This window comes from Neorhizobium sp. T7_12, assembly GCF_002968535.1.
Classification (GTDB): domain Bacteria; phylum Pseudomonadota; class Alphaproteobacteria; order Rhizobiales; family Rhizobiaceae; genus Neorhizobium; species Neorhizobium tomejilense.
Genome location: NZ_PVBK01000028.1, coordinates 1 through 26,605, shown reverse-complemented (window position 1 = coordinate 26,605; position 26,605 = coordinate 1). Strand labels below are relative to the sequence as shown.

Here is a 26,605-nt window from a genome sequence, read left to right as displayed (position 1 = left end):
AGTCGAACTCTCGACCTTCTGTATCGGTAGAAACCAAGTCACTGATTTGTAACAACTTCCTCTTTGACAGATAAAGAGAATGAATTTTCTGGCGCGGCGGAGCTAGTTGTCACCGTCACGGGTCCGCCTTTGGCCGAGCGGCAGATTAGAGGAAGGTTACCGAAAACGTTTGGCAAATCGCTAAAAATGCGGTAAGAATTTTTCTTGTTGTTAGCCACAAGAAAAAATGTCACCAACGACTATACAATATACCAGCGAACAAGCCAGAAGCTTCGCTGATGTCAGTCCCGAGGCTTGGCGCCATTGGCGCAAGGTGATCCCGTGCCTTGCCGCGAAGTCTGGCAAGGGAGCCCGGTTTACCGCTGGCGAATTGGTCGCTTTAGCGGCGCTATCTTCAGCAGTCCGCACCTTGGATATTGGGATCGCAAAGTTTGCTTCGCGCTGGGATGACCTTTTTGTGCTTTGTGCGCAGCACAGCGCAGGTGCGTTACGATCGGTGGTCATTGTTGTGACGGCAGACAGCCTCGAACTTGCAGTCGCCGGATTGAGCTTGGCCGAGCTGCCTGCGATCGTCATCCCGTGCGCGCCTATTGTCAATCGGCTGTCCGATGCCGCGCTATCGCCGGGCATCGCACAAGCGCAGATACCACTCCCATTCGCACCGCAAGCCGTTGGCAGGAAGCGTCAATGAGCGAGCTGCTTGAAAGGGTCGTCGACCTTCTGGGGTATCGGGGTGATGCTGGCTTTCTGCCAGCGAACCTGTTTGCCAGCCAGCCAAGCCATCGACATGCCCTTCGGCTTGCCGCAGAGCTAATGAATGTTCGCGCTGCTTTCGGCCTTTGGACCGGCGCTCAGGGAACGCTGCTTGGACCCAAGCACGCAAGATTTACGCCTCTTGTCTATTTGGCCGAAGTCCGTGATGCCGCTGATGCCATGCGGGTGCATCGCAGCGTCTGGAGCCAGGGGCTTGCGCCCTATCTCGTGGCGGTCGCGCCCGATCGCCTCTGGGTGTGCCAGGGCTTTGCTTTCTCTTCTTCACGGTGGGAGCGGCATGCAACAGAAGTAGTGGTCGCACCGGCCGATGCGCATTTGGGTCTTCGTGATCAATCGGCGTTGGCGCCGTTGTCAGCGAAGGTAATGCGGAGCTCGCTTGCCTGGCGCGACGAAGCGCGTACGGCAGATGAGTTTGTTGATGAACGTCTGCTTCGATCTCTGGCGGAGCTGTCGATTGTTTTTTCAACTCAGACGCAATCACGGCGAGCATTAGCGCCGACCGTTATCAATGCGCTGATTGCTAGACTGCTATACTTTTATTTCCTTGTCGATCGTGGCTTCATCACTGTCGAGCGGCTGTCCGAATGGGAACTAAAGGGGATAAGTCTGGCCGAAGACGGAGAATGGTCGCCTGAGGAGATCACCACCCTTTTTGAGCGTCTCGATGACGTATTCAACGGCAGCATCTTTCCAATGCCCAAGGACTACTTGAACGCCTATGATGCCGAGCATTTGAACCTCTTAAGACGAGTGCTTCGCCATGGCGCTCAACTGGGCGCGAACGATGCGCTGCAGCTGAGCTTTCTCGATTACGATTTCGCGAGCATTCGCACGGAGACGCTTTCAGCGATCTACGAAATGTTCTTGAAAAACGAGAACAAGGAGGCTGGCAAGCGCTTCGGAGCTTTCTATACGCCGCCCTTCCTTGCCGACTATACGCTCGATCGCGTTGAAGAAGCGACACCGCTGAACGCAGATACGAGCGTGCTCGATCCAGCGGCAGGCTCCGGTGTTTTTCTCGTAGGTTCCTATAGGCGGATCGTCGAGTCGTCCCTGCCCGCGGGCCGCGCGTATCTTCCACTCGACCATCTTCACGAGCTGATGACCAGTCGGATCTTTGGCGTTGAGCTCAATGCGACTGCCTGTCATGTCGCAGCGTTTAGCTTGTACCTGACGATGCTTGACTACGTCGAACCGAAGGAAGCGGCCGATTATTCTCGGTGGCCGGTCCGGGTCGGCCGAAGGCGTCTGTTTCCTCCAATGCTCAAGGCGACGGACGGACGGGAAGCCAATATCAGGGTTGGAGATTTTTTCTCCGAAGTATCGAAAGGGATCGTGTGCGACATTGTCGTGGGAAACCCGCCGTGGGTACAAGTCGGCACGCTCGATAGCGAGGACGCCAAGCTATACTTGAAGCGTTCGAAGGTTCCGATCGGTGACAAACAGGTCGCCGAACTGTTCCTCTGGAAGGCTTATCACGAGCACCTTCGCAACAACGGCATTGTGGCCCTGTTGCTTCCACAGAAGAGCTTGGTGAACACGTTCTCCGACAAATTTACTCGAGCCGTTCGAAAGCAAACGCAGCTGATCGGCATCGCCGATCTAGCTCATTTGCGCTATGCGCTGTTTCGACGCTCCGCTGCGCGTACTGCCGGAGGCACTGATAAAAAGGCCGAGCGAGGCGCGCGCCAAGCGACGGCTGCGGTAATCTTACGAAAGGCCGCTCCCGATCCAAGTCTGCCTTTCTGGATTTATCGGCCGTTGCGGTCCACACAACCCGCAAGCCGCAAAGGGCGCCTTTGGACTTTGCTTCAGGACTGGACGCAAGTTCTTTGGCAAAATGCCGATGATCTCAGCGACGCGGGATGGCGCCGGTTGTTTACCTGTTCCCCAGTTGATCGGCGAGTGCTTACGAAACTCGATCGTCAAATCGCCTCTGGGCGGTTGACGTCGATGCGACAGCTCGAGAACCTGATCGGTCTTCAGTTCAAGATCGAGGTCGACCAAAACCTAGACGGCAGTTTTGTCTTGGGTAACGATCCGAAGCGGGATACATTCTGGAAGTATCAGCTTGGGCAAGAGCCAAGCTTGTTTCCGGTTCGCAGCATTGTTCCCCTGCCCGCGTCGCAATTGGAACGGGCGCATCCCAGCTCACAACCGTTCCTGATGGGAAACGTGGTCCTTCTGCCGCGCAATTGTGAAACGGCGGTTTTCGTCGAGCCGCCCGTTGCCACGAGTTTCTTCATCGTCGCATGTTTTGCGAAGTTTGCGGGCAAACAGCTTCCTCGGCGGCATCGAGACTTTCTTGAGGCTTTAGCGGCCTATATGGCTTCGGACACCTTTCGTTACCTGTGCTTTGTCAGCGGTCGTCGGATGACGATTGATCGAGCGAATATCGAATTGAGCGCCGTGCTCGATATTCCATGGCCTTTCGGCGGGTTCGATAGCAATAACTGGATCGAATTTCTGGCAAAAGCTCCTACGGAACGCGAGGCAATGATTTGCAAGATGCTTGGCTTGCCGCCGCTCTACCAAGATCTGATCGCAGAGTTCGCCTCATTTCGAGAAGGATTTACGGATGGGGGGACACCAGCGGAGGCATTGCATGAAAGCCAGGAAAGCGAACTCGAAACTTACACAGCCGGCCTTCTTCACGAGATAGATGGCGGAAGAAACCGCTACAATGCGAGTGTATTGAAGCTCGATGGCGAACTGGTCGCTGTTGTAGTCGAATATAGGATGGCAGACGCCGTTGCTGGCGGCCGGGCCAAAGACTTCGCCGATAGGGCGTTGAGCAGCTATACCGACGACAGCGCGAGCGCCGTGACGCAAAGCCGCTTCCTGTGGCAATCGCGGGAGGCGATGGCGAGCGTACTCATTAAACCACGCGAGCGGATGCACTGGACGCTGGAACGGGCGTTTGCTGATGCAGATCTGATCACCGCGGCTGCAATGGCCGGGTACGACAGCAAAGAGGCTGTATGACTACGGCGATATCGTTACAGCAATGGCTCGTCGAACGTGGTTTGACCTACCAGGAGGCGGACCTGTGGAGCGAGTTCATCTCAGACGCGCTGCTTCTCCTGGAAGACGGGCACAGTCTGTTGCGGACGCCACAGGAATGGCGTTCGTTTCTTGGCGGATGCAAAACCACTCGCCCGACGGAGCCAGAGATTACGTCCGGCCTTGGTGACCGGATGCGGCGCCTGAGAAACGATGCCGAAATCGACAGCAATCGTGACCGCATCCACGTAAGCTATGAAAGCCCGACACCCGGTGACGAACGGCATGGCAATCGTAAGTCCAAGGCTGATTTCCGCTTTGAGCGGAAGTTCGAGGCTGGACGCGCAGTTGCCTTCGTTATGGAAGCAAAGCCCTTGCGAACACCTGGTGACATCACAGGACGATATCTGGCTACTGATGGCCTTGGGTGTTTCATCGAACGACAGCCACCTTACTCGAAGGAACTTGCGGCTGGAATGGTCGCCTATGCCTTCACCAATCCATCGACTTGGCTGACTGCGCTGATGACGGCACTGTCGGGGGGCGTTGCAGCCAGCAGAATGGCGCCCATCGAGCTTGGACTACAGCGGACGTCCCTCGCTTCCGACCATGGCCGGCCCGGTCTAGGATTGGACGCGCTCACGGTCCTCCATGCCGTGCTTGATTTTGCGGATGAGAGCGTGGCTGACTGAAGCGAGTTGCAAGTTGGCGAGCCGCGCCAGCTTGTCAGGCGTACAGGCGAACCTGTCTCCGGAATATTCAAAGGTAGCTGTGAGGGGAACCGCCGTGTCGAGCCGATGTGGTCCGGATCCTCGGTGATTGACGAGAAGATGGCAATCAACCCAGTTGCCTTGGTAATCCCCCCGCAGATTAACGGGCTTCAATAAAGCTATTTGTCAATATGAGGCTGGGTTAAATTGAATGAGCGGTGTACGCCTCCAAGTCAGAGCGGCCCGACAACGACAGCGTTGTGCACACCCATTCGGCCTTTGTGCACCCGACCAATCGACTTGGGTCGGTCGGCGCGATCGGGTGCTGCTCCTCACAATGCTCCAGACGGGGTTGCGTGTATCTGAATTGATTGGCCTGCTAGATGATGAACAGTAAGCGATAAGCTTGGGCCGTTCAGGCTGTATAGTTCGACAGCATGACCAAACGACATGAATCCGTGGCATCCGATTGTCCTCGTTCGCCATTGCGAAAACCAACGATGCTACCGCCTTGATGGGAATCGAACAGCCGACGGACTTAATGCAGCTTCAATCAGGGTGACGTCGTGCCGTTTATGGAATTTTCGGCTCCGCTTTCAACTGGGTGAGATGGAAGGTCGACCACCCGCCTGTCAACACCGATCGAGGTCGTCTGCCCGCCGCCTTCTCCTTGGATCCGGTGGACGGGTGGATGTCCGTGAGCCGCAGGATCTTGGTTCGATGTGCCTGCGCAGTTTTGCAGAACCGGATGGTCATATCTTCGAACCCGCCTACATGGACATGAACGCGGCAGGTTGAAACTGGGTCGAAGCGGCGCGGGGAAGGCCAAGAATTTCTCATGCCTCGACCGAGAAGTCTTCATTTGCTCGATGCAGCAGTGGCCGGTAAATCGACTTCAGGTCGAGGACCGGCCGACGCCACTCTTACGGAGAGAGCCTCTAGCTATGAGATTTTCTGGTTCGGCAAACCGCACGGTCGCTGCCGGCCATGCCATTGCCCTAGCATTGGTCGCCACGGTCAATCCTGTCGGCGCGAAGGCGGATGAAACGGAGCGGCGGATTGCAACCGTCGTTGACAAGACCATAAAGCCACTGATGTCAGAAAATGACATCCCGGGAATGGCCGTCGGCGTCACAATCGATGGACGCAGCTTTGTCTGGAACTATGGGCTCGCCGACCGGGAGAGGTCAGTTCCTGTCGGTGATGACACCCTGTTCGAAATAGGCTCTGTCAGCAAGACCTTTACCGCTACTCTCGGCGCCTACGCGCAGGCAGAGGGCAAGCTTTCGTTTTTCGACAAGGGCAGTGACCATATGTCTGTCCTTCGGGGCAGCGCCTTAGACCGCGTCAACCTGCTCGACCTCGGCACCTACACTGCGGGCGGGCTGCCACTCCAGTTCCCAGACGAGGTAGCCGACAATCGAGACATCACTCGCTTTTATCGTGGTTGGCGTCCCAGCTACGAGCCGGGCACGCACCGCGTCTATTCAAATCCCAGCATCGGGCTGTTCGGGTATCTCGCAGCAGAAAGCCTTGGAGAGCCATTTCCGTCATTGATGGAGGAGAAACTTCTGCCGGTCCTCGGGCTGAAGAGGACTTACCTGAACGTACCAACGGCAAAGATCCAGAGCTACGCCTTTGGCTACAACAAGGCTGGCAAACCGGTTCGGGTAACGCCTGGGGCGCTCGACGCACAGGCCTACGGCATAAAAACCACGGCCGCGGATCTGCTCCGCTTCCTTGAGGTGAATATCGATCCCTCCCGGTTGGGGCCTTCCCTTCAAAAGGCCATGGAATCGATGCAGATCGGGTACTACCGAGTGGGCGACATGTACCAGTCACTCGGATGGGAGCTTTACGCCTGGCCCACGACGCTTGACACCGTGCTTAAGGGCAACTCGTCCGATATGGCGCTTAAACCCCAACCAGCTGTCAGCCTAAATCCGCCGGAAAAACCCGGGGATGAGATCCTTCTCAATAAGACGGGATCCACGGGCGGCTTCGGGGCGTACGCCGCTTTTGTGCCAGAGCGGCGGATCGGAGTCGTGCTCTTGGCAAACCGCAACTTCCCCATTCCGGCTCGCATCAAGGCGGCTTTCACGATCCTCAAAGCCGTCGAGACCATACAGGAGCATTAGAAGCCGGGAGCAATAGGCAGGCGCCATGGGACCTCCCTTTCCACGCAGATTGTCTGTGGAGGGTCTGCAGGCGGCTTCAGAAGTTCTTCCGTCACTGAAGGCGGCGACGGCCTGCGGACGCTCAACGAAGAATGCCCGCGTCGCTCGCGGCCACTCTGAAAGCTGATGCAGCCGCGGACGGGATCGCCTCGACCTTCGGCAGCTTCCATGCAGACGCACTTGGCTAAAGCAAAGGAGTCTCCTCCTTTCTGGGGCCAGCAAGTCATCAAGTATGCCAAGGCGTCTCTGCTCCCGCCGCCAGGGTTGTTTGGCAGCACGAAGCACTCAGAACGTCGGCGGCGTATTGACCCAGATCAGAACTGTCTCGCCGTCATTGCTGTTGCGCCAACTGTGTGGGCGACGGCTCTCGAAATAAAAGGAGTCGCCTTCTCTGAGCTCGAAGAACTGGTCGCCGTCGAGAATAAGCTCCATCCTGCCCACGAGCACATGGAGAAATTCCTCGCCCGCATGGCTATAGGCCCCTTCGCTCGAAGCGCCGGGCGCGAGTTGGAAGCGATGACATTCCATTTGCCGGCGATCGATGGTCAGGTTCTGGACGGTCACGCCTGACGACGTCGGCGGCCATGCCGTCCAGTCGCCGTTTCGCACCAGTGACTCGCGTGCGCTTGTTTCGGCCTGCCCGGTCAGCACTGCAATGGTGGTGCCGTAGAATCCGGCGAGGTCATGCAGCGCCTTGACCGAGAGCCCTTGCGAGGTTCGCTCGAAGGTCGAGAGCAGCGACGATGCGATGCCGGTCTTGGCGGCCACTTTCTCCAGCGTGCACCCCATCTCGCGACGAAGATGACGCAGCTTGGCACCGATCGTCCTACCACCTGACGAGGAGCCGATCTCGGCTGGCGTTTCCACCGTCCCGTCCTGTTCCTCCGACTTCAGCGACTCGCGGATTGCCGCCGGATTAAGGCCTTTGTCTGATCTCAGCCAGCTGATCCGCTTCAGGCGTTCGACGTGGGCTGAGTCATAAAGGCGCTGCCCGGAATCGGTACGAACGGGATCGACGAGGCCCTGGCTTTCCCACAGCCGAAGCGTCGATGGCGAGACGCCTGCCATGCGGGCGGCTTCTGCGATCTTATAGCGAATCCTGTTATCCATCATGCGACTTCTGCTTGGTTTTGGCGTTTGGGATTTTCATGAAAGTCATATTGTAGCTCTACAGAAAAAATGCAAAGATTATTCTCGAGGCCGTTGGAGGAGCGCTCTTCACTCCAGCAGGTAGATCATCCGTCAAACTCATTCTCAGGGGACTTCCATGTTGAATTCTGACATTGCGGCTCGCCGTACGGACGCGATATCGCGTGGCGTCGGCGTTACCACGCAGGTTTATGCCGAACGGGCCGAGAATGCCGAACTCTGGGATGTCGAGGGCCGCCGCTATATCGATTTCGCGGCCGGCATCGCTGTCGTCAATACCGGTCATCGCCACCCGAAAGTGATCGCTGCGGTGAAAACCCAACTCGATCAGTTCACCCACACCTGCCACCAGGTCGTACCCTACGAGAACTATGTGACGCTCGCCGAACGCCTCAATAAGGCAGTGCCGGGCAATTTCGCCAAGAAGACGATCTTCGTCACCACCGGCGCGGAAGCCGTCGAGAACGCCGTCAAGATTGCGCGTGCCGCCACCAATCGCTCTGCAATCATCGCCTTTACCGGCGCCTTCCATGGCCGCACCTTCATGGGCATGACGCTGACGGGCAAGGTCGTTCCCTACAAGACCGGTTTCGGCGCCATGATGCCCGACGTCTTCCACGTGCCTTTCCCGATCGAAATGCATGGCCAGACGATGGAGGATTCGCTCGCCGTGCTCGATAAGCTGTTCAAGGCCGATGTGGATCCCAACCGCGTCGCGGCTTTCATCATCGAGCCGGTACAGGGCGAAGGCGGCTTCTATGAGGTGCCGCGCGCCTTCATGACCAAGCTGCGAGAAATCGCCGACAAGCACGGCATCCTCCTGATCGCCGACGAGGTGCAGACCGGCTTTGCCCGCACCGGAAAGCTTTTCGCCATGGAGCATTTCGGCGTCGTCGCCGACATCACCACCATGGCCAAGGGCCTTGGCGGCGGCTTCCCGATCGCTGCGGTCACCGGCCGCGCCGAGATCATGGATGCGCCCGGCCCCGGCGGCCTCGGCGGTACCTATGGCGGCAACCCGATCGGCATCGCGGCCGGCAATGCCGTGCTCGACGTGATTGAGGAGGAAGGCCTCAACGAACGTGCTGAATCACTCGGTAACCGGCTGAAGCAGCGCCTGCATTCGCTGATATCGGAAGTGCCGCAGATCGCCGATATCCGAGGCCCCGGCTTCATGAACGCCGTGGAATTCAATATTCCCGGCACCAAGGCGCCGAATGCGGATTTTGCCAATGCGGTGCGCGCCAAGGCGCTCGACAAGGGCCTGATCCTGCTGACCTGTGGCGTCTACGGCAATGTTATTCGCTTCCTGTCGCCAATCACCATCCAGGACAATATCTTCGCCGAGGCGATGGATATTCTCGAGGACACCCTGCGCGAATGCGCCAAAGAGGCCTGAGCTATGACGATTTCAGATGCGCTGCTTTCCAAGCTGAAGGATCCTTCGCTCGCAACCGACAGGGCCCTGGTAGCAGGCGAATGGATTGCCAACAGCGATAGCGGCAAGACCTTCAACGTCACCAACCCGGCCAATGGCGACGTGATCGCTGTCCTGCCCGACATGAACCGCGCCGAGACGGCCCGTGCCATCGACGCTGCTTACAAAGCCCAGAAGGAATGGGCGAAGAAAACAGGCAAGGAGCGCGCGGCGGTCCTTCGCAAGCTCTATGACCTGATGGTCGCCAATGCCGACGACCTGGCCACGATCCTGACCATGGAAATGGGCAAGCCGCTGGCCGAGGCCAAGGGCGAAGTCCTCTACGGCGCATCCTATGTCGAATGGTTCGGCGAGGAAGCCAAGCGCGTCTATGGCGACACGATCCCCGGCCACCAGCCGGACAAGCGGATCATCGTCATCAAGCAGCCGATCGGCGTGGTTGCCGCGATCACCCCTTGGAATTTCCCGAACGCCATGCTGGCTCGAAAATTCGCGCCCGCTGTGGCCGCCGGCTGCGCGATGATCTCCAAGCCCGCCGCCGAGACCCCGCTTTCGGCGCTGTCGCTGGCCCTGCTCGCCGAGCGTGCGGGCCTGCCAGCCGGTGTGTTCAACGTCGTGCTTTCCAAGGATTCGCCGTCGATCGGCAAGGAATTCACCGAAAATGACAAGGTTCGCAAGCTGACCTTCACCGGCTCGACCAATGTCGGCAAGATCCTGATGCGCCAGGGTGCCGAGCAGATCATGAAGCTCGGCCTCGAACTCGGCGGCAACGCGCCCTTTATCGTTTTCGACGATGCCGATCTCGATGCGGCGGTCGAAGGGGCGATGATCTCCAAATACCGCAACAGCGGCCAAACCTGCGTTTGCGCCAACCGCCTTTATGTCCAATCTGGTGTCTATGATGCGTTCGCCAAAAAGCTGGCCGAGAAGGTCGGTGCGATGAAGGTGGGCGATGGTTTCGAGCCCGGCGTGAATGCCGGGCCCTTGATCACCGACAAAGCGGTCGAGAAGGTAAAGGAGCATATTGCGGACGCGCTCGAAAAGGGTGCCAAAGTGGCCATCGGCGGCAAGCCGGATGCCCGTGGCGGTCTTTTCTTCCAGCCGACCATCCTGACCGGCGTCACCACGGACATGAAGGTCGCGCGCGAAGAGACTTTCGGGCCTGTCGCGCCGCTCTTCAAGTTCGAGACCGAGGAGCAAGTGATCGAGATGGCCAACAATACTGAATTCGGCCTCGCCTCCTATTTCTATTCGAAGGATGTTTCGAAGATCTTCCGAGTGGCGGAAGGGCTCGAATACGGCATGGTCGGCATCAATACCGGCCTGATCTCCACGGAGGCGGCGCCATTCGGCGGCATCAAGCAATCGGGCCAGGGCCGCGAAGGCTCGAAATACGGCATCGAGGACTATATCGAGATCAAGTATTTGTGCCTGAGCATCTGACACAGCCAAAGTGCATCTAAAATGGACCGCGGACGCATTTCCGCGGCCCATTCTATCCAAGAATGATATCGACGACGATCTGGGTGACGACAAGTTCGCAGCAATAGCAAAGTAAATCGTCGGACTTGTAGGCTCGCCGGACATCGTGGCGCTGCAGGAGGTCCAGAATGACGGCGGCGCGAGTACAGCGACACTGTCGGCGGAGACAGAACCCTCGGCGCGCGTGTAGCTGCGATCGCGGTGGAAGGCGGGCATAAATATAAGACAATCTGCCGGCATGATAGGGGCCGAAACCGGATCGAGTGCGTAGGTCAACGTCAGGAGCATCGAGATCGTCGCAAGCGGCCCCGACCCGGGGCAGAACGCATGACGAACGGGAAGTATTTCTTGCCGGATTCGATCTGGTCCCTGCCCGGGGGCGAAAGCCACTGCGCAATGCTTCGAGGCAGCTCCCGGAATGAATGAGGAGTCGGGTGGTTTTTACGGCGCTACCACGGCCTTGAACAGCACTCCCCTGAACTGTTCGATCGGTCGTGGCGATCGATCGACCTTCATACGCATCATGGCGCCCTCCCCAGGAGGCGTTTGAGCCGGACAGCGTAGTGTTTGCAGGTCAAACTCAGGGTCCGCTCATGTCCGCCGCGGCTACCGTCGTCGTCTGGGTGCCTCGAGCGTCGCTCGTTTCAGTAAGGGCAGAATTGCAACTTCCCTCCTCTGGAAAGAGTGGTGGAACCGATCGAGGGAACGGCAAATGCGGGAGCATTGACCGATTTGCTTTGCCCGCCTTCAATGCTGCCCAAATCCATACGAGTTTTGCGGGCGGCATTTGCGCTATCGACGATTTCGACCAGAAACCCGAAAGAGGTCGGGCAGGAATTGGATACGATATATCCCGCTCCGCCGGGGATGATCGACACGCACGAACAATCGGCGGCGGACGGAGGGGACATCGGGGGCTTGTTAAGATAGGCGGATATGAAGTCCCGGCATCCCTGAAGCTGGTTCATGACTCGCGGATTGTGCTGCTGCGCCTCGATGACTGCCTCCTCTGGTTCAAGTCCTTTCCGAAGACCGCGCGCATAGGTCTGTCGCGCGCCGGCATCCCGGAAAACCCAATCGATATTCGCCCTCATTTCGCTCATATCGCACGCGTGGGCGGCGCCCGGTGTGGGGCAGCCGCGCAACTCGGCATGACGCCGGCACTCGGCGGCCTTCGTCAGGTCGCCACCCATGCAGGCGGCAGTCATCTGGATCAGTTGGTCGCTACAACTCATGGCCGAGGCGGCAACTCGCGGAAAAACCGACGACAAGCCGATGCCTGTTGCGATGGCAACCAACAACGTGGTGGGACGATAAGACATTTCAGCAACCCAGACTGATCATCGCATTGCGGTTGACGTCCATGCATGCCTTGAAGCTGCCCGCCTGCCCAGAGGATCCTCCCCCGATATTGCGCCAACTTCGTTCACATGTCGCATAGGCAGATCTGAAATGAGCGCATTTGCCCCCGCCGCCACTGCCGCTGCCTCCGCTGGATCCCACACTCGATCCGGCACCGCTGATCGTGGCCCCGATATTGGCACCGATTAGCGCGCCCTCCGCGATACTACCCGCCGCGCCGAGAAGGTCATCGAAGAGGCTTCCGCCGTCATCGCTCTGAGCGACGGGAGCCGACGGCTGCCGGCGGCTCTGTTGGTACTGTCGGTATTTCGCTTCCCGACCGCCATATTCCGCATCGTTTCGTGCGTCCTTTGCCCATTGGCTGAGCTCATCGCCCAGCGCAAACAAATGGCACCTGCTGGCATTTTTCTTCTTGCATGCTTCCTGGACCGCCGACCTCGCCGCGGCCAACGTTGCCTGCCGCCATTGGGAGGAGCAATAGACCTGCTTGCCAACCTCGTAGACGGCCATGGCCTTATTGGCCCGCTGCCCGTGGAAGTTTAGCTTGTTCCAGCTAGCGGCGCAGGCATCGTACAGGCGGTCGCGCTCGCTCAAGGCCGGTGTCGTCGCCAGCGGCATTTCCCACTCGCTTTTGATATAGAACGCGTGAGTGAAATTGCCCTGCACGGGTTCCGCCTGAAAATGCTTGTAGAAGGCCTGCAGCCAGTCGACTTTCGCGGCGCTGGGATATTGGAAGATGAACCTCAGGTAGTGTCCGTCACAGCAACCGGCTGTGGCAAATTCAACCTGTCGATGCGAACCATCCGGGGACTGGGCGGTTACATAGGCATAAGCCGTACTCTTTCCGACTTCCGACTTGATGATCTGGAAGTCCTTATCCCCGCCGTCGGCGAGGTCGTTGCCGGGATATTCGCCTTTGATCGTGTTCAGCAGATCTTCGGCGGTGGTCGATAAGTCCACCTGAATTCTGATGTATTGCTCGCCGTCGCGGAAAATCAGAACGCCGTCCTCGCTTTCCTGCTTTTGAAAGCGCAGTGGAATTTTCGTGATTTCATAGGTCTCCTCGTACCGGTCGAGCGACCAGGTGATAAAGTCTTCCTCCGGCGCCTTGCTGGCCGCAACCTGCGCCGACCCGCTATCGGTCCAGGCAACAGAAAGAAAATTCTTGCCCAGGGCGAGATACGCGTCATTTGGGATCGAAGGGCCTTGAAAACCACCTTTGAATTCGCCGATGTCCTTGGCTCGATAGGGCCCCAGAACGACCGCGAACCAGCCATTCTCGGAATTCATTATCTTGACCTGGTGGCCCACATAGGTTTTCGCGATCTCGATCGCTTCGCCGAGATCGGCCCGGCTCGCAAGCACCACCCATTTGCGTCCATCCGACAAAGTCTGGTTGCTTGCCGCCGAAGACATTTGCGGAGTCAGCGTAGAAATACATAAAGCCGCGCTGAGAAACAGCGTGCGAACAACTCGTGCGGCCTCGAAAATCGACGCAAAGAAATGCCCTTTCCCCACGTGAACACGCCCCCTTTTAACTAGCCCTCAAAAAGGCGAAGATATACTCGTGATGCAGGACTTACGCGAAATCCATATCAATTTGCATCATTCGCTTATTCCAGGCCACCGGAGAAAGAATGAACAACAGAATCGAAATATAGTCAATTTTGCTTGTTTCATTCATGAGACGCCGATAACGTCATTTGCCGGCGCGAAGTGCCGGCACACATTAGCTTGGTTAGCCTACGCCGGACTGTCTGCATCTATTCAATTACTGAGGGAGGGGGGATGACTCGCGCGATCTGCATCAGATGCGGTAATGAAAAACACGGCTGCTGGACCCCGTGCCAGAAATGCCAGCACCAACCATTTGGTATTTCGGAAGTGACGTGGTCGCTCGTTCTATCTGATCACACAATGACGAATGAGGGCTTGGCCGAGATCGGCGAATTTATCTCAGAAAACAAGCGGCTCCCCAATTTTAGTGAAGAGGTCGAAGCAGCTTTTCGACAGTGTGAGGAAACGGTCAAAGGCTCTGCGCGAGGATTGGTGAAAAAAGGACTGCTTCCGATAGAAGATGCCCTTGAGGCGGAAACACCACTTGTCGAGAGCACGGCTAATATATCGCTGTCGCCTAAGGTCAGGGAAGCCATAGAGGATTTCTGTCTAAATCAAAGCCCGCCTGCGAGACCGGAAGCCGTCCTTGAATGGATCATTGAAGATTGGCTGGAAAGGGAAGGATACTTCAATTAATTTCTTCGCGACCCCTCGGGATCAGCAAGACAGAACTCGCATCAGTTCTCGCGTGTAAAGTCTCGTTAATTGGCGCCATCAACCGGGCACGTGAGCTCATAGACACGGAATTCGAGAGCATGCGAGTGGATCTGACTAAGCAGCGGGAACGTGCTCGGAGCGAATGAGACTATGTTTCAGATGTTGAGGTTGTAACAGACATGGGGCGGATCTTCATAACCGCGAAAATGTGGTTTGCAGCGACATCGGTGGCCCTAGCCGACGAGGCTGGGCCCACGATGCTGATCCAGGGCGTGGCCAATCCTCCAATTGGACACTACGAACAATGCAAGCGCAGCCCTACCGAGTGCGGCGGTCCAATCAAACCTATGGGTCCGCTGAAACTGACGCCCGAGGTAATGAAACTGCTCAAGGATGTTAATAGCCGGGCGAACGCCCGAACTACATCGAAGACGGACGTCGAACTCTATGGAGTTGAGGAATACTGGGCTTACCCGACGGGTGCCGGCGACGTAGAAGACGTTGCTCTTCTAAAACAACGGGAGCTGGCAGATAAAGGCGTCCCGCTTTCCAACCTACTCCTGACAGTTGCAATTACGAAGGAAGGCGAAGGCACTGCGCTGCTCGTGGTGATAACCGACAAAGGCGACTTCATTCTAGACCAGCTGACCGATGAGGTGAAGCTTTGGCGTGATGTGCCTTACACCTTTCTGAAGCGGCAATCTGAAAGCGATTCTAGCCGCTGGGTCAAAGTAAGAGATGTTCGTGACATTAGCGGTAAGCCTTAAAAATGGCGAAGGGATCGTCGGGAGGGTCATCCATGCAATTCAACTTAAGGACGGCGGCCGCCGTCATCTCCGTACTCTTTCTCGCGCACGATAGCTATGCCTCCAATGTCTCTGCTGCGGGTACATGGAGCGGATCTATTAGTTGCAGTTACGGATCCGGCTCTTTGGAAATTATAATCTCTGGATCGGGCACAGTATCAGGAAGCGTCACTAACGGGACGATATTTGAGGGTCGCGTGTCTGGAGGATCCGCGTCCTTCTCGACGCGGAACTGGATGGGTAATATTGCGCGGTTTTCAGGGAATATAGGTGGGAATAGTCTGAGTGGCACATACAAGCAGACCGCCAACTCGGAAGAATGTCGGTTTCAGGCTTCAAGGGTCGCAGGTCCTACTGCCTCGCCAGAAAAGCCGATAACACCGGCAAGAGAGCAGACACAAAACCGTCCTGCAAAACAGGCTAAAGATGATCCTAGGGCCTGCCGGACGGTGATCGAGACTGCCGCAGAACTAGAACAGTTATCGCGAAAGGATAAAGAATTTGGCCCTTGTGACTTAGGCCGCAGAACGGTCTCGGAGAGGATTAATCGGCTTAGCTCAAGCATAAGGGGCGCCAACTGCCCTTCGAAGATGGTCGAAATCGATCGAGCGCTAAAGGGTCGGGGCATGACCTGCCAGCAATACTACCACATGAAAAATGCGCCGTCAGGCGACGGCGGCGTGCGCGGATAAGAGTTGCTAGAATGGGGTCAGAACAAGGTAGTTGCCGTCCTCCCCTCACAGCATTGCAAAATGCCAAGGTGACGTGGTTGTAGCCCCCAGGACGGAGAAGACGGCAAAATGAAAGACAGGGTGATGAATGGCGGAGGCGGGGTCTTACGATTGACGCTTGGCATTGGCGCCATCAATGTTGCAGGCCGTGAAAAACGCCATTTTGCGCTTGGCATGCACGACCAGGCTGAAGTGATGAGATTTTAGCTCGAAGGGATCATCGCCCGATTCTGCCACCTGGTTCTTGGCGGCAAGCGCCTGCTGCTCTGCAGTCAGTTTCGGCAGCGGAATATCGAATCCGTTGAGGAATCCGCGCTTGTAACCGCTACGAACGTGTCGCTCCAATGCCGCATCCAAAACGTCGCGACCACGACCCCGATTTTTCCGTTGATAGCGTTAGCGCGGGCGCGTGACGCATTCATGAAAGGTCCCGTCTTGCGACAACCATTCCCATCGAACCAGCCGGCGCCGCCACGGCTGGCCCCAGTTTCCGCGCGACAGGCGCACTGGTGGCGACGAAAAATCGCCCGCTCAACGCTGCGTTGTCAGCACGCCGAAAAAATATTGTGTTGGACTGCAAAGAATTTTGCAGTCCAACACGATGTTTCTGTTGCGAGACGCCGGGCCCGATTGTAATCCGGATCCATCATGCAATCGGAGGGGATATGACCGACTGGCTGGAGGGCGTGAATCGGCAATTACGATTGGCCGGGCAAAAGGATGCAACGACGCTTCGCGGGTTGAAGGAGATCATCTTCGGGCTCTGGAGCGTCATGCAGGCTTCGGATGCGACAATCCGCGACTATTTCCGATCCTATCCCGAAGGTGACCTCGTCAAGGCCGCCTCAGTGCTCGACCTGGCCGGCTGCCTCGCCGAGATCACGGCGCCGGCCGACAATGCAAGGGCGACCAGAGCCGTCTTCAAGGACCTTGCCGCCCGGCTGCGCGCGCTGGAAAACCTGTTTTACGCGGAGCATAATGGCGCCACGGCGAAAAACTCGGCAGCCTACGAGGTCGAATTCGACGGCCGCCGCGGTTATTTCCTCGATTGGGCTCCGAAAAACAGGACGCCTGGAGAAAAAGGCACCTTCGCCAAGCGGGCACTGGCCCGCTCCCGCATCCTGCCGCGGGCGATCGGCAATGCCGAGGTCAAGATCCACGTCCTGGATGACCCGCGCGGTGCGCTGCGGGCGTCCGCTGGGGCGACCAAGCTGCATTTCGGCGCCGGACTGTTCCAGGATCTCAAATTCCAGATGCAGTACAATGACGATGGCTTCATCGTCGACGGCGTAACCTGCGCCGGCCAGGCGCAGACGATCGGCAACCAGCTGGTTGCGGCGACACAAGCCGGCTGCTCCGGCGTGGTCTATCCGGAACTGACGATCACCGGCGATGTACTGGAGGGCATCTGCGCCACGATTGCCGGTGGCGAACTGCCGATCGAGCTCAGTCTCGTCGTCGCCGGATCCCGGCATAAGAAGTGCGCCGACGGCCTCACCCGCAACACGGCAACCGTTGTCGACGGCTATGGCGAGCCCAAGGTCGAGCAGAACAAGTTCTTTCGCTACTCGGAGGGACCGAAGCCGTCGGAATCGATCGAGCCCGGAACCGAGCTCTCGATCGTTGTGCTGGCCGACGCTGTTCTTGCCTGCGCCATCTGCCTCGACTTCTGTCACCGGACAGAACACCCGCCCTATGACGACCTCGACGTCGATCTGATCGTCGTTCCCTCCTGCGGCGAAGTCGTAACAATGGACAGTCATCTGCGCAAGGCGCAGGACATCCACCTGAACCGCAAGGTCAACACACTGGTCGTCCAGCAATTTCATGACGGACAGGAGCCAAAGGACGCCGATCCTCTCGGCTACATCCTCGCGCCGCACGCGCTTCAAGCCGCCGCGGCATCCGAGCTTGGCACCAGGGAACCGTGGTCAATCGTCGCGGTGTGAGGGAGAAAGCCTTGACTCCGGCCCGATCGATACGATGTAAATGATTGTAAATTGTTTTGGCTCAAGATACACAACTGATCACAGTCACAGTGGCCCAGAAGTCGGGAAAAGAGATGGATAAAGTGCTGGACGAGGTGTCGAGCGGAGAGCTCACCCCTCAGGAAGCCTTTCAATCCCTGCGCAATTTTCTGTCGCATCACCAGGGACGGGCGCCGTCCGAACAGGTTTACGAGGCGGTGCGCGGCGTCGTCTGGCAACTGGTCTCAAGCCGCGAGGCTGGCGACCACATCCTCGAATGGCAGAACACGCTCCTGAAGGTAAAGCAACTCGTTCGCCGCAACGATGCCCATATCGCCGAACGTTTCGTCGTGCTTGCCGATTTTCTTGGCCAGAGCGCGCGCTTTCGCGAGATTCATGCGCCGCAAGAGATCCGGCAGCGCAAGCATGTCATGGAGATCCTGAAGCTTTTGGCCGAAGCCCGTGGTCCGCTCGACCGAAAGACGATCGAGGTGAGGACGAAGCTGAAGACTGCCAATCTGTCGCGTGTCCTGTCGAACCTTGCCGCCGAAGGGCTTGTCAGCCGTCACTACCACGGCCGCGACCTGGAGATATCGCTGACGGTCGAGGGCCGCAAGATCTACGCCGACCATGCCGGCTCGCTGCCGGCACCGGCGCCGCAGCGGGCTGCGGCTTCGATCTTCCCCGAGCAGGTATCGAAACATTGGCCACGCGATGTCTGCAGCGCCGCGGTTTCTCGTTTCGATGAAATCGTTTTTTGCCACGACGAGTTCCGCGACATCTTCTTCCAGCCTAAGATGGCCCGCGACATCCCCTGGAATGTCCACGGACTGCGCAGCTGCATTATGCGCTCTGGCGACTCCTCCGACGAGTTCATTCCCGACGAGGTCGCCACATCGGACGGGCGGACCTATCGGATCCTGGAACGCCCCGCGCAGGACGGCTGGTCGGTCTGGCTCGGCATGGATGTCACGGACTATCGGAGACGCCTCGACATCTATGAACGCCGGGAACGACTGATGAAGAATGAGCTGGATGCTCTGCGACAGCTCGTCAGCGGCAAGATCAACGCACATATCTCCGTCCCGGAAGAGACCTTGCAGATGCTGACGACCGTCAAACGCGATCTGCTGACGCCGGCCAATGCCGTGTTCCATGCGGCCTCCTCGTTGATGGAGGCGCGGCCGGTCGGGCTCACCCTGCAATTCATCGATACCGTCTCCGACATCGTCAACCTGTCGCGCAAAGTCCGCGACATGACACGCGCCTTCGTCAAGATCGGCGAGGCCAGTGCGCATGCCATCATTCCCGTCGATCACTTCACGCCCGACGAGATACTGCAGCGCGTGCTTCAGAATCTGGCCATCACCCTGAAACACGCCGCCGTCGTCGTGCGTCAGACACGCAAGGTGCGCGATCCCGTCGTCGGCGACGAGATCGCGATCGAGCGTGCGCTGATGACGATCCTCGCCGGCTTTGTTTCAAGCGGCCCCGGCGCTCCGGTCTCGGTCAGACAAAAGCTGTCGACGACGAAGCTGCAGTTCGTCGTGTCCTGTTCGTTCGATCGCCATGACCTCGAACTCGCCGAGGCCGTGAATGCGTCGATGCGTTCCTGCGACGCAACGATCAACCAGATGGGTATGGATTTCCAGTTCAACAGTACCACCAACGGCTATGATGCGTCCTTCGTCGCACCAATCACGCCGGCCGAGACGGTCGAAAGAGCAGACGCCTGAGGCCGCGGCCGGCATGCGCTCGCCGGCCGACAACGTTTCGAAGGTCTGTCGCGATGGACTGACCACATGGGGGACCTGCCTCTGGGCATAGCTTGAACGTTTCACGCATGCAGCTCGCCTGTCGATGCGCTCGGCGGGTATACGCACGCAGTCGCCCATGGCTCGAGCAGCCTATACTCTGGAGTGAGGTCGTAGGCAGCATGCTTCGCCTCGATTTTCTTTCCGACCTGATCGGCCGATTGGAAAAAAAGAAGCTGCTCTCGCGGAGGCCTGCGGCTGATCTCCGCACTGAAGTGAATATGTTCGTGCACACCCGAGATTCTGACTCGTGGGCGAATGCCAAGGCTCGGCTGATTGAGGTAACGGGCCTAGAAGGTAACGTGATGGCGCGCCTGATTTCGAATCGCCGAGGGTGACAGTGCGCGCTACACGCATCTGGGAATCCCGACCTGCTTTGTATCACCGACAAAGATGCTCTAAACGCTTCCCAGCCGTGAGACGGATAGTGCCAACTTCCGGGTCAGGGCGGTGGCTTGAAAGGCCTTGATTTGATCATCCGCGTCTAGGACCGTTCCCGATTGGCCACGACCACCCTCTGTTCCAAGCGATCGGTCGACCGTCTCTTAAAATCTGTGGCGATAGATAGCACATCGTTCGCAAGCTTCAGTTGGGGTTGTTCGTGTCGCAAGCATATTGGTGGCTGGGAAGGCCGGGGGAATATTACTGGCTCGAGTCGACGGACCGGGACGATATCGGCACCGACCTGCGTGCTCCCCAGCGAAACGGCGAGGACAGGGAGGACTGGCACTATTCGCTGCTCAAGAATGCGGTCGAGGGAGACATGGTGTTTCACTAAGACAGCAACCAATCGGCGATAACGAGCGTCTCACGCGTTGCTGGTCGATGGGATCATCGGGAAATCACCTGGGCTGCCCACGGCATGAGCGCGCGCGAACGCGGCGCGGTCCCAATTCCCGTGCCGGGCTATTTCATCCCGCTCGAGGACCACACGATCCTCGACAGGCCGGTCACGCTTGAAGAGCTAAGGCAGCAGAAGCCCCTCCTCGAGGGAATACATGCTCGGATTCCCGCCGGCAAGGGCGGCTCGGTCTACTTCCCTTTCGAGCTTTCCGGCCGCCCGGTACGGCCATTGCAGGGCTACGGGTTCAAGGTGCCCGCTGAACTGGTCCGTTCCTTTCCAGCGATGGATGCAGCCGCACGCCTCCTCCTGAAGTTTCCGGAACCGGATGAAATCCAGGCCGCGGTCAAGCAGGCCGTGGCGTCAATCGAACGAGAGGCCGGGCCGTTCGAGATTTCCAAGCTGCAGAAAATGCGGGCACGCGTGCTCGGACTCAGTCGCACGGCGAGGACCATCTTCAACACCGACCTCAAGGGGCGCGACTTTGCATTCCACCAGGGTGGAAGAAGCGAGCTGCAGTTCAATCTCGGCCACGACCGGCTGACAAATGGCCTCTCCGCAATCCGGGTAGGCGTCGCCTTCTCTTTCCAGGCCAGCCGATCTTTCCCGAAGATCGACGCGCTCTTGCCAAAAGTGGCACGGTTCAACGACTGGCTTCGCGAAAACGCCGACGGGCTCGGCGACCTGGAGATGTGGTCATGGCAAAAAAGCGGTCGTAGCGTGAATGGGCGGCCTGCTCCCATTACCGAAGCACTATTCCAGGAGGGCAACTTCGTTTTCCTCGGCGTGGCACAAGCGGTCGGGAAGTTTGATCCGCTTGCCGCGCTCCGGGTGTTCGATCGGCTCCTACCGCTCTATGAAGCGTGGAATTCGCGCAATTTCCCCGCGACGCTGGCCAAACGACCGGCGCCAGTGGCGTATCGATAGAGGAAACGCTGCAGATCGAGAAAGGCCGGGAGGCCGCTGGCGGTCGATGGATAAACGCCTCGACCAAGGAACGGACCCTGGACTTCTACCTTCGGCACGCCGAGATCCAGCGGCGCCTGAAGGAAGCGCTGACGAAGGAAGGCTTCGAGAGGGTAGTGCGAGGTCCCGATCGGCCTGCGCTCGGTCGACCTCGTCGCCTTGAGGGATGGGGCACTTTGGATGTTCGAGATCAAGACCGGATTGACGGTCCGCAGCTGCTTGCGCGAGGCGCTAGGCCAGCTTCTCGAATACGCCCTGTGGCCTGGAGCGACCAAGCCGGCGCAGCTTGTCGTCGTCGGTACGCCTCCGCTGGAAGGAAACGCCATCCGCTACATCCAGGAACTCAACAAGGCATTTCCGGTCAGCGTTTCCTATCGCCAGGTTTCGTTAGACTGAGGGTCGCTAGTCGCATTGAAGGAAGGCAGGGCAGCGTCAGCCATGGCGGTCTCAGGCCGTCTTCTTCAGCCTTCGGACGGCGGCGGTCTGGAAGACCGTTTCCGCGAACTCCTCAAGCTCGCTGTCGAACGCAAGCATCGCCCTGAAATAGATCCGCTGCACGAGTTCGAGGGAAACAATCCCGCCGGTGATGTCGATGTTCATGAAGTGCCTCAAATACTCGTCTTCGTGCTCTCGAAACCGGTCTTCGGGCATCGTGACATTCCAAATGATGCAATGAAGGCTAAAGAAAAGGTCGATGCGAAGAGTGTCCGGGCCGTCCTGCTCCGCAGAAATGATTTCCGGGTCTTCGACGCCTTCGAAGTCCTCGACCGTCAAGCTGCCTATGGGCTCGAGAAGCTTCGGCGGTATCTCCGACACTGCCAGCAAATCGCGAAGCTTGGGAAGCGCAAGTCCCTCGAGCAGTTCTACCGCGGCATCTCCGGCAGCTGCCTCCATTTTCCCGGCCGAACTCGTCAAGGAACGTATCGACATCGTTGCGGACAAGTTTACGCCGCATCTTCTCCGCTGCTTCGCCAGACAGGGAACTCGCGAAGAGCTCACTTTCTTTGTCGGAGAAACTGAAAATAACGTCGCCCCACGGCTTCTCCTCAACATTGCCGAGCAGCCTGGCCAGCCCTTTCGAGGCAGCAAATTTAAGGCTGACCTTCTTGCGCGTCTGCAAATCGGGAACAGCACCGGCGATTTCCAGGCGCAGCGCCTCCCAAATTAAGGTGATGTAGGATAGACCGCCTTCGAAAGAGGTAGAGACAATCCCGACGACACGAGCTTCGCTATTGACCACCGCCCCGCCGCTCATGCCTCCGAGGGTGTCCATGTTGACCTCCACACACGCCGAGGCCAGAAAACTTCCTCGTCCGCTTGGAAAAACGGCGGTCACCAATCCGGAGGAAACCATAGGCGCGACATGGGCTGCGCCGTTTTCAATGCTATGGTGCCTGAAACCAATGGCCCACAACCGTTCCCCGAGAAGCGGCAGCGCCACCTGCATGGCAGCAAGGTTCAAGGGAAAGTCATCGTGCGCATCGGAGTTCAAGGTAACCCCAACAAGTGAAAGATCGGAGACGATTTTCCGCCTGTCGTCGAACTTGTCTTCGCCGGAGATCGTGACGACATCGTGCGGCAGCCACGCCCGGGCCTTGCCAGGCAGGAAGGTGAAGAACAGGGGTGAGCGTCCCTCTTGGGCAAACTCGTCCAGAACGTGGGTGGCGGTCAAAAGCATGCCTGGCGCAACCATGACGCCGCTGCCGAGTATTGTCATTCCGTCCTCGTTCATTTGACCCACGGCAACCAATGCATCGCCGGCCTCATACATTGAGGATAGTGGGCCAATCCCGTCCTCGGCGGAAAACTCCGCCCATCCCCATGCGAGTTTCAATGACGACAAGGCAGGGTTATCAGTTGTGATTCGAGCCGAGTGGCCGTCGAGGTCTGTCACGCGCGTCACCTTCTTCGGAACAACTCAACGTTTTTGCACCGCCAGCTGGAGATCCGCTAGAAAATTAGCGTTTAGACAGCAGGATTAGCGCCTGCGCGTCTCGTTTTGCGGACCCCTGCGTTCGGCTATATCCGTTTGCCCAATCAAGAAAGCGAAGGTGTCAAGCGTTGACGGGCGCAATTGGGATGCCCGCTTTCGCGCATGGGTTGAAACATACTGGGCCTTAGCGGTGGCAATCCGACATCAGAGAAAACTGCCCGGGCGTTTCAGCGACAACCTTTACTTATCCATTCATCGACAACGAGCGAGTCAATGCTCCGCCACCATCCCGGCCGAGACCAGCGGTATTGCCATGACGAGCTCGACCAGTCCCGGCAATTTCGAGGAGGTCCGGCGCCCTTCCAGCTTTCGCTCCAATAGCGTGCGGGCAAGCGCCAGCCGGTCATGTTCTTCGAGCCCGACCTCGGCACCCGCCAAAAACCCGTGGGCGATGGCGAGCAGCCGGGTTTCGCGATCTCGATGCCGGCGCCGATCGACGGGAATGGTTTTGAGGCCGAGATTGATGGCCGCGAGATGGGCGCCAGTCGTAATGCCGGATTGGCGCAGGATGGACGCGGCAAACAGGCGGCCGAGCCAGGGCGCGTGCTGAAGCATGGACAGCTCGTTCCAAGCATCGAGATGCGATGATCGCCTGCAGCACGGCGGCAAGTGTTCGCCTGTCGCAACACGCCGCGCCATTCGTCCAGCCGCGCGTCTTCGTCCCAGTCGAGATCATATACCAACGGATCTCGTTTGCGGGAGCCGGCGCGGCCTGTCGCTTTGCTTCTTCAATGGCCGCGTCCGATCGCGCGAGAGACCGCATCGATCGCGGCAAGCTCAGCGTCGAGCAGACCGGCGCCATCATCGCCGTCCTCCTTCCCTCCGACGTCGCCTACCAAATGTGGTGCAGGGGCGCCGTCACGAAGCGGGCTCGAACAGGAGCGGCAGCCGTCGGCGGACAATCCCTAGTCGCTGGACCGTCATTTGGATGAGGCGCCTGGTTGCTCCAAGAAATTCCGATTCATCACTTCCATTTTGCGGCGTGCTACTGAGTTCGGCATCAGCCTAAAGCTATCAGAAGAAGATCACTTTCCAACCATCAGCGGCAAAGCTCTCCCCAATGCTATTCTCCTATGCGTCTAACTGCGAACTAATCAATCTAATCTACTTTCCTTTTTATAAGCAGACGCCTAGATTCTATCTCAACGAGCAAAAGGGGGCATAAATGTTTATGCGCGCCTGGTTGATTTCAGTTGCGTTGTCTGTCGTGACCTTGCCTTCCCTCGCCGCCGATCCCGCGGTTGAACCCGACGATGGAGTTACTGTTTTTCGCAACTACGGTTACGATTTTGGGTACGTCGACTACGACACTCTCAGTCTTAGAGGAGGTGATTTGATCGAGGGGCACTATTCGCCATCTCTCGTCGCTGCGTGCGGTCTATCATCTCCCCGAACGACCGTCCCGCGAAACGAACTTGGGCTCCGCTACACTGTCAGATGCCCCGGAAGCTCAAAGCGAGTTTATTATATGACCGCTGGGCCAACCGGCCCTCATTCATACATCAAACTGGAACGCGGCATTCCGGCAGATTGTGGTGCTTTCGCTAATCTCGACATCGGCAACAGTCATCCCAGCCGCCCGATACGGGTGTGGATCACTTGGCAGCGCCCGAGCGACGGGCAGCTCCTGCACTACGGCCCGTACACAGTTGCCGCAGGTAGCACCAGACAAAGCGTACTGCGGTGCGGTTTCGGAAGTAGTTGGCTGAAAGACGCGAGCTATTAAGCGAACTCCTCGGTTTGCTGATCGCGTCTTCTGCTTCCGGCTCGGTCTGGGAGCTATCCCCGCGATGCTCGGACCGGACGAAGCCCCACGCCCCTGCTGAGGCTTTTACTTTGTGATTTCAAACCGCAAAATGTCATAAGCCTGATAGGCTTAGGCGCAGAATGTCGGTCGATTTTTCACTGACGATTTCAATGAAGGTCCGTCCGCGCCGGCTGCACAAGAGATCGCGGGCATATTTTCAGCCCATGAGTTGGTGTTTGAATCGTCGAACGCAAGCTTGTTGCATCCTGCCCAGTCGGGATGGCCGAGACATCAGTCAAACGCGCAGTCTTGGCGGCTGGCGTCCGCCGCGATGAGCGAGGCCGAGTGCACCTTGAAGCTCTCGGGCGGCCCGTTATGTACCGGACTCGCTTCGGCAACGGAGGCGGGCAGTAGGCGGGCCATCTGACCAAAGCTGCAGGCTTTTAGCGTTGGCCATCGAGCTACATTTCGTTAACATGTTGCAAAAAATCAGATTTCTGCGACGTCGCAGAAGTCAGACGCAAAACCGGAAATAAACTTGGGACTTTTGCGAATTTGTCAGGCGGTGGCTTTCAGCAGCCATGCGTCATGGTTCTTCAGGAAAGTCTTGAGGCGATCAGCGTAATCATGTGTGACGGCCTCGCGGACGCTTTGGCGCGCTGCCAGTGCCTTTCGCCATGCCGTCACGCGGGGCAGCGCGTCGAACGCGCCGGTCGGCGCAATGGAGTCGAACACATCGAAATAGCGGAAGATCGGCGCAAAGACCGCATCGACCAGACTGAAGGCCGCGCCGGCGAAGAATGGACCGTCGCCCAGCTCGGCTTCGACACGGCCGAACTTGTCGATCAGGGCGTTGCGCTTGACCTTGTAGTTTTCGGAATCCTTGGCGGTCTCGAAGCCCCAGAGGTCCGAGAGGATCGATGAGCCGAATTCGATCCAGCCACGATGCCTCGCCCGCGTCAGCGGATCGGCGGGATGGAGGCGCGCGCCGGGCTGCGTTTCTTCAAGATACTCGCAGATCACGGCGCTCTCGAACAGCATGATGTCCGTGCCATCATCCTGTTTGACGATCAGCAGGGGCACTTTGCCCAGCGGGGAAATGGCAAGGAACCAGTCCGGCTTTGCGGCAAGATGGACGTAGCGGCGCGTGAACGGCACGCCCTTCTCCGTCAGGGCGATCGCGGCCCGCTGCACGTAGGGGCAGAGGTGATGGCTGATGAGGGTCAGCTTTACGTCGGACATGATGAAATCTCCTTGGGCAGATCAGCGAAGGGAGGGGGAGGGGCGGAGTGCATGGCGGCCGTCGCCAAGCAGAAATTGCGCGATAGACAGGACGATGAGGTAGAGTGGATATTCCCAACCGCCGTTCGG

22 protein-coding genes and 1 pseudogene are annotated in these 26,605 nt (G+C 58.1%); 14 read left to right on the top strand and 9 right to left on the bottom strand.

Going from position 1 to position 26,605, the window contains the following annotated elements; all coding sequences use genetic code 11:
• The first annotated feature begins 226 nt into the window (after positions 1 to 226).
• The 4 genes from C5J26_RS30475 (at position 227) to ampC (ending at position 6,625) form a co-directional block, all read left to right on the top strand.
• On the top strand, positions 227 to 691 hold the full coding sequence (locus C5J26_RS30475; protein ID WP_105405173.1) for a hypothetical protein: 465 nt from the start codon (positions 227 to 229) through the stop codon (positions 689 to 691).
• A complete protein-coding gene (locus C5J26_RS30470) occupies positions 688 to 3,759 on the top strand; it encodes a class I SAM-dependent DNA methyltransferase (protein WP_105405172.1) in 3,072 nt (1,023 codons plus the stop codon). The genes C5J26_RS30475 and C5J26_RS30470 overlap by 4 nt, the downstream gene beginning before the upstream one ends.
• Positions 3,756 to 4,469 (top strand): hypothetical protein, encoded by a 714-nt coding sequence (locus tag C5J26_RS33005; RefSeq protein ID WP_172746205.1) that lies wholly within the window; start codon positions 3,756 to 3,758, stop codon positions 4,467 to 4,469. The genes C5J26_RS30470 and C5J26_RS33005 overlap by 4 nt, the downstream gene beginning before the upstream one ends.
• Before the next feature lie 962 nt (positions 4,470 to 5,431).
• Positions 5,432 to 6,625, top strand: coding sequence for a class C beta-lactamase (ampC, locus tag C5J26_RS30450; protein WP_172746204.1), 1,194 nt, complete (start codon positions 5,432 to 5,434; stop codon positions 6,623 to 6,625).
• Here ampC and C5J26_RS33755 read toward each other — a convergent pair.
• Both C5J26_RS33755 and C5J26_RS30440 read right to left on the bottom strand, forming a co-directional pair.
• Positions 6,622 to 6,891 carry a hypothetical protein gene (locus C5J26_RS33755; protein WP_371681969.1) on the bottom strand — a complete coding sequence of 90 codons (270 nt, stop codon included), beginning with the start codon at positions 6,889 to 6,891 and terminating at the stop codon, positions 6,622 to 6,624. The two genes, ampC and C5J26_RS33755, sit on opposite strands and share 4 nt — an antisense overlap.
• A 58-nt stretch (positions 6,892 to 6,949) precedes the next feature.
• Positions 6,950 to 7,777 carry a MerR family transcriptional regulator gene (locus C5J26_RS30440; RefSeq protein WP_206051237.1) on the bottom strand — a complete coding sequence of 276 codons (828 nt, stop codon included), beginning with the start codon at positions 7,775 to 7,777 and terminating at the stop codon, positions 6,950 to 6,952.
• 154 nt (positions 7,778 to 7,931) lie between these two features.
• Here C5J26_RS30440 and C5J26_RS30435 point away from each other — a divergent pair, with 154 nt between their 5' ends.
• On the top strand, positions 7,932 to 9,212 hold the full coding sequence (locus tag C5J26_RS30435; RefSeq protein ID WP_105405169.1) for a 4-aminobutyrate--2-oxoglutarate transaminase: 1,281 nt from the start codon (positions 7,932 to 7,934) through the stop codon (positions 9,210 to 9,212).
• Between the two features lie 3 nt (positions 9,213 to 9,215).
• Positions 9,216 to 10,694 (top strand): NAD-dependent succinate-semialdehyde dehydrogenase, encoded by a 1,479-nt coding sequence (locus C5J26_RS30430; RefSeq protein WP_105405168.1) that lies wholly within the window; start codon positions 9,216 to 9,218, stop codon positions 10,692 to 10,694.
• 683 nt (positions 10,695 to 11,377) lie between these two features.
• Here the strand turns inward: C5J26_RS30430 and C5J26_RS30425 are convergent.
• Together C5J26_RS30425 and C5J26_RS30420 are read right to left on the bottom strand one after the other, a co-directional pair.
• On the bottom strand, positions 11,378 to 12,055 hold the full coding sequence (locus C5J26_RS30425) for a hypothetical protein (RefSeq protein ID WP_105405167.1): 678 nt from the start codon (positions 12,053 to 12,055) through the stop codon (positions 11,378 to 11,380).
• A gap of 1 nt (position 12,056) precedes the next feature.
• The gene (locus C5J26_RS30420) at positions 12,057 to 13,613 is read right to left on the bottom strand and encodes a hypothetical protein (RefSeq protein WP_172746203.1); all 1,557 of its coding nucleotides are present in this window, start codon (positions 13,611 to 13,613) and stop codon (positions 12,057 to 12,059) included.
• A gap of 270 nt (positions 13,614 to 13,883) precedes the next feature.
• On the opposite strand from C5J26_RS30420, the gene C5J26_RS30415 reads away from it, so the two are divergent.
• Positions 13,884 to 14,348 (top strand): hypothetical protein, encoded by a 465-nt coding sequence (locus C5J26_RS30415; RefSeq protein WP_172746202.1) that lies wholly within the window; start codon positions 13,884 to 13,886, stop codon positions 14,346 to 14,348.
• 278 nt (positions 14,349 to 14,626) lie between these two features.
• The gene (locus C5J26_RS30410) at positions 14,627 to 15,136 is read left to right on the top strand and encodes a transglutaminase-like cysteine peptidase (RefSeq protein WP_105405193.1); all 510 of its coding nucleotides are present in this window, start codon (positions 14,627 to 14,629) and stop codon (positions 15,134 to 15,136) included.
• A gap of 875 nt (positions 15,137 to 16,011) precedes the next feature.
• Here the strand turns inward: C5J26_RS30410 and C5J26_RS30405 are convergent.
• Positions 16,012 to 16,251: a hypothetical protein gene (locus C5J26_RS30405; RefSeq protein WP_172746201.1), complete on the bottom strand. Its 240-nt coding sequence runs from the start codon at positions 16,249 to 16,251 to the stop codon at positions 16,012 to 16,014.
• 320 nt (positions 16,252 to 16,571) lie between these two features.
• On the opposite strand from C5J26_RS30405, the gene C5J26_RS30400 reads away from it, so the two are divergent.
• The 6 genes from C5J26_RS30400 (at position 16,572) to C5J26_RS30375 (ending at position 21,890) form a co-directional block, all read left to right on the top strand.
• Positions 16,572 to 17,855, top strand: a complete 1,284-nt coding sequence (locus C5J26_RS30400; RefSeq protein WP_105405163.1) for a hypothetical protein — start codon at positions 16,572 to 16,574, stop codon at positions 17,853 to 17,855.
• 113 nt (positions 17,856 to 17,968) lie between these two features.
• Positions 17,969 to 19,609 carry a hypothetical protein gene (locus C5J26_RS30395; protein WP_105405162.1) on the top strand — a complete coding sequence of 547 codons (1,641 nt, stop codon included), beginning with the start codon at positions 17,969 to 17,971 and terminating at the stop codon, positions 19,607 to 19,609.
• A 200-nt stretch (positions 19,610 to 19,809) separates the two neighbouring features.
• A complete protein-coding gene (locus C5J26_RS30390; RefSeq protein ID WP_105405161.1) occupies positions 19,810 to 20,025 on the top strand; it encodes a hypothetical protein in 216 nt (71 codons plus the stop codon).
• 263 nt (positions 20,026 to 20,288) lie between these two features.
• On the top strand, positions 20,289 to 20,465 hold the full coding sequence (locus C5J26_RS30385; protein ID WP_172746200.1) for a hypothetical protein: 177 nt from the start codon (positions 20,289 to 20,291) through the stop codon (positions 20,463 to 20,465).
• Positions 20,466 to 20,549: 84 nt separating this feature from the next.
• Complete coding sequence (locus C5J26_RS30380; protein WP_105405159.1) at positions 20,550 to 21,455, top strand: hypothetical protein; 906 nt, start codon at positions 20,550 to 20,552, stop codon at positions 21,453 to 21,455.
• Between the two features lie 219 nt (positions 21,456 to 21,674).
• A complete protein-coding gene (locus C5J26_RS30375) occupies positions 21,675 to 21,890 on the top strand; it encodes a hypothetical protein (RefSeq protein WP_105405158.1) in 216 nt (71 codons plus the stop codon).
• Between the two features lie 51 nt (positions 21,891 to 21,941).
• On the opposite strand, the gene C5J26_RS33000 is transcribed toward C5J26_RS30375, so the two are convergent.
• The 4 genes and pseudogenes from C5J26_RS33000 to C5J26_RS30360 all read right to left on the bottom strand — a co-directional run bounded on the left by C5J26_RS33000 (position 21,942) and on the right by C5J26_RS30360 (position 26,476).
• Positions 21,942 to 22,094: a hypothetical protein gene (locus C5J26_RS33000; protein ID WP_172746199.1), complete on the bottom strand. Its 153-nt coding sequence runs from the start codon at positions 22,092 to 22,094 to the stop codon at positions 21,942 to 21,944.
• Positions 22,095 to 22,173: 79 nt separating this feature from the next.
• Positions 22,174 to 23,388 (bottom strand): serine protease, encoded by a 1,215-nt coding sequence (locus tag C5J26_RS30370; RefSeq protein ID WP_172746198.1) that lies wholly within the window; start codon positions 23,386 to 23,388, stop codon positions 22,174 to 22,176.
• Positions 23,389 to 23,703: 315 nt separating this feature from the next.
• Positions 23,704 to 24,305 (bottom strand): annotated as a pseudogene (locus C5J26_RS30365) (RHE_PE00001 family protein); the annotation flags it as partial.
• Positions 24,306 to 25,792: 1,487 nt separating this feature from the next.
• Positions 25,793 to 26,476, bottom strand: coding sequence for a glutathione S-transferase family protein (locus tag C5J26_RS30360; protein ID WP_105405156.1), 684 nt, complete (start codon positions 26,474 to 26,476; stop codon positions 25,793 to 25,795).
• Between the last annotated feature and the right edge of the window lie 129 nt (positions 26,477 to 26,605).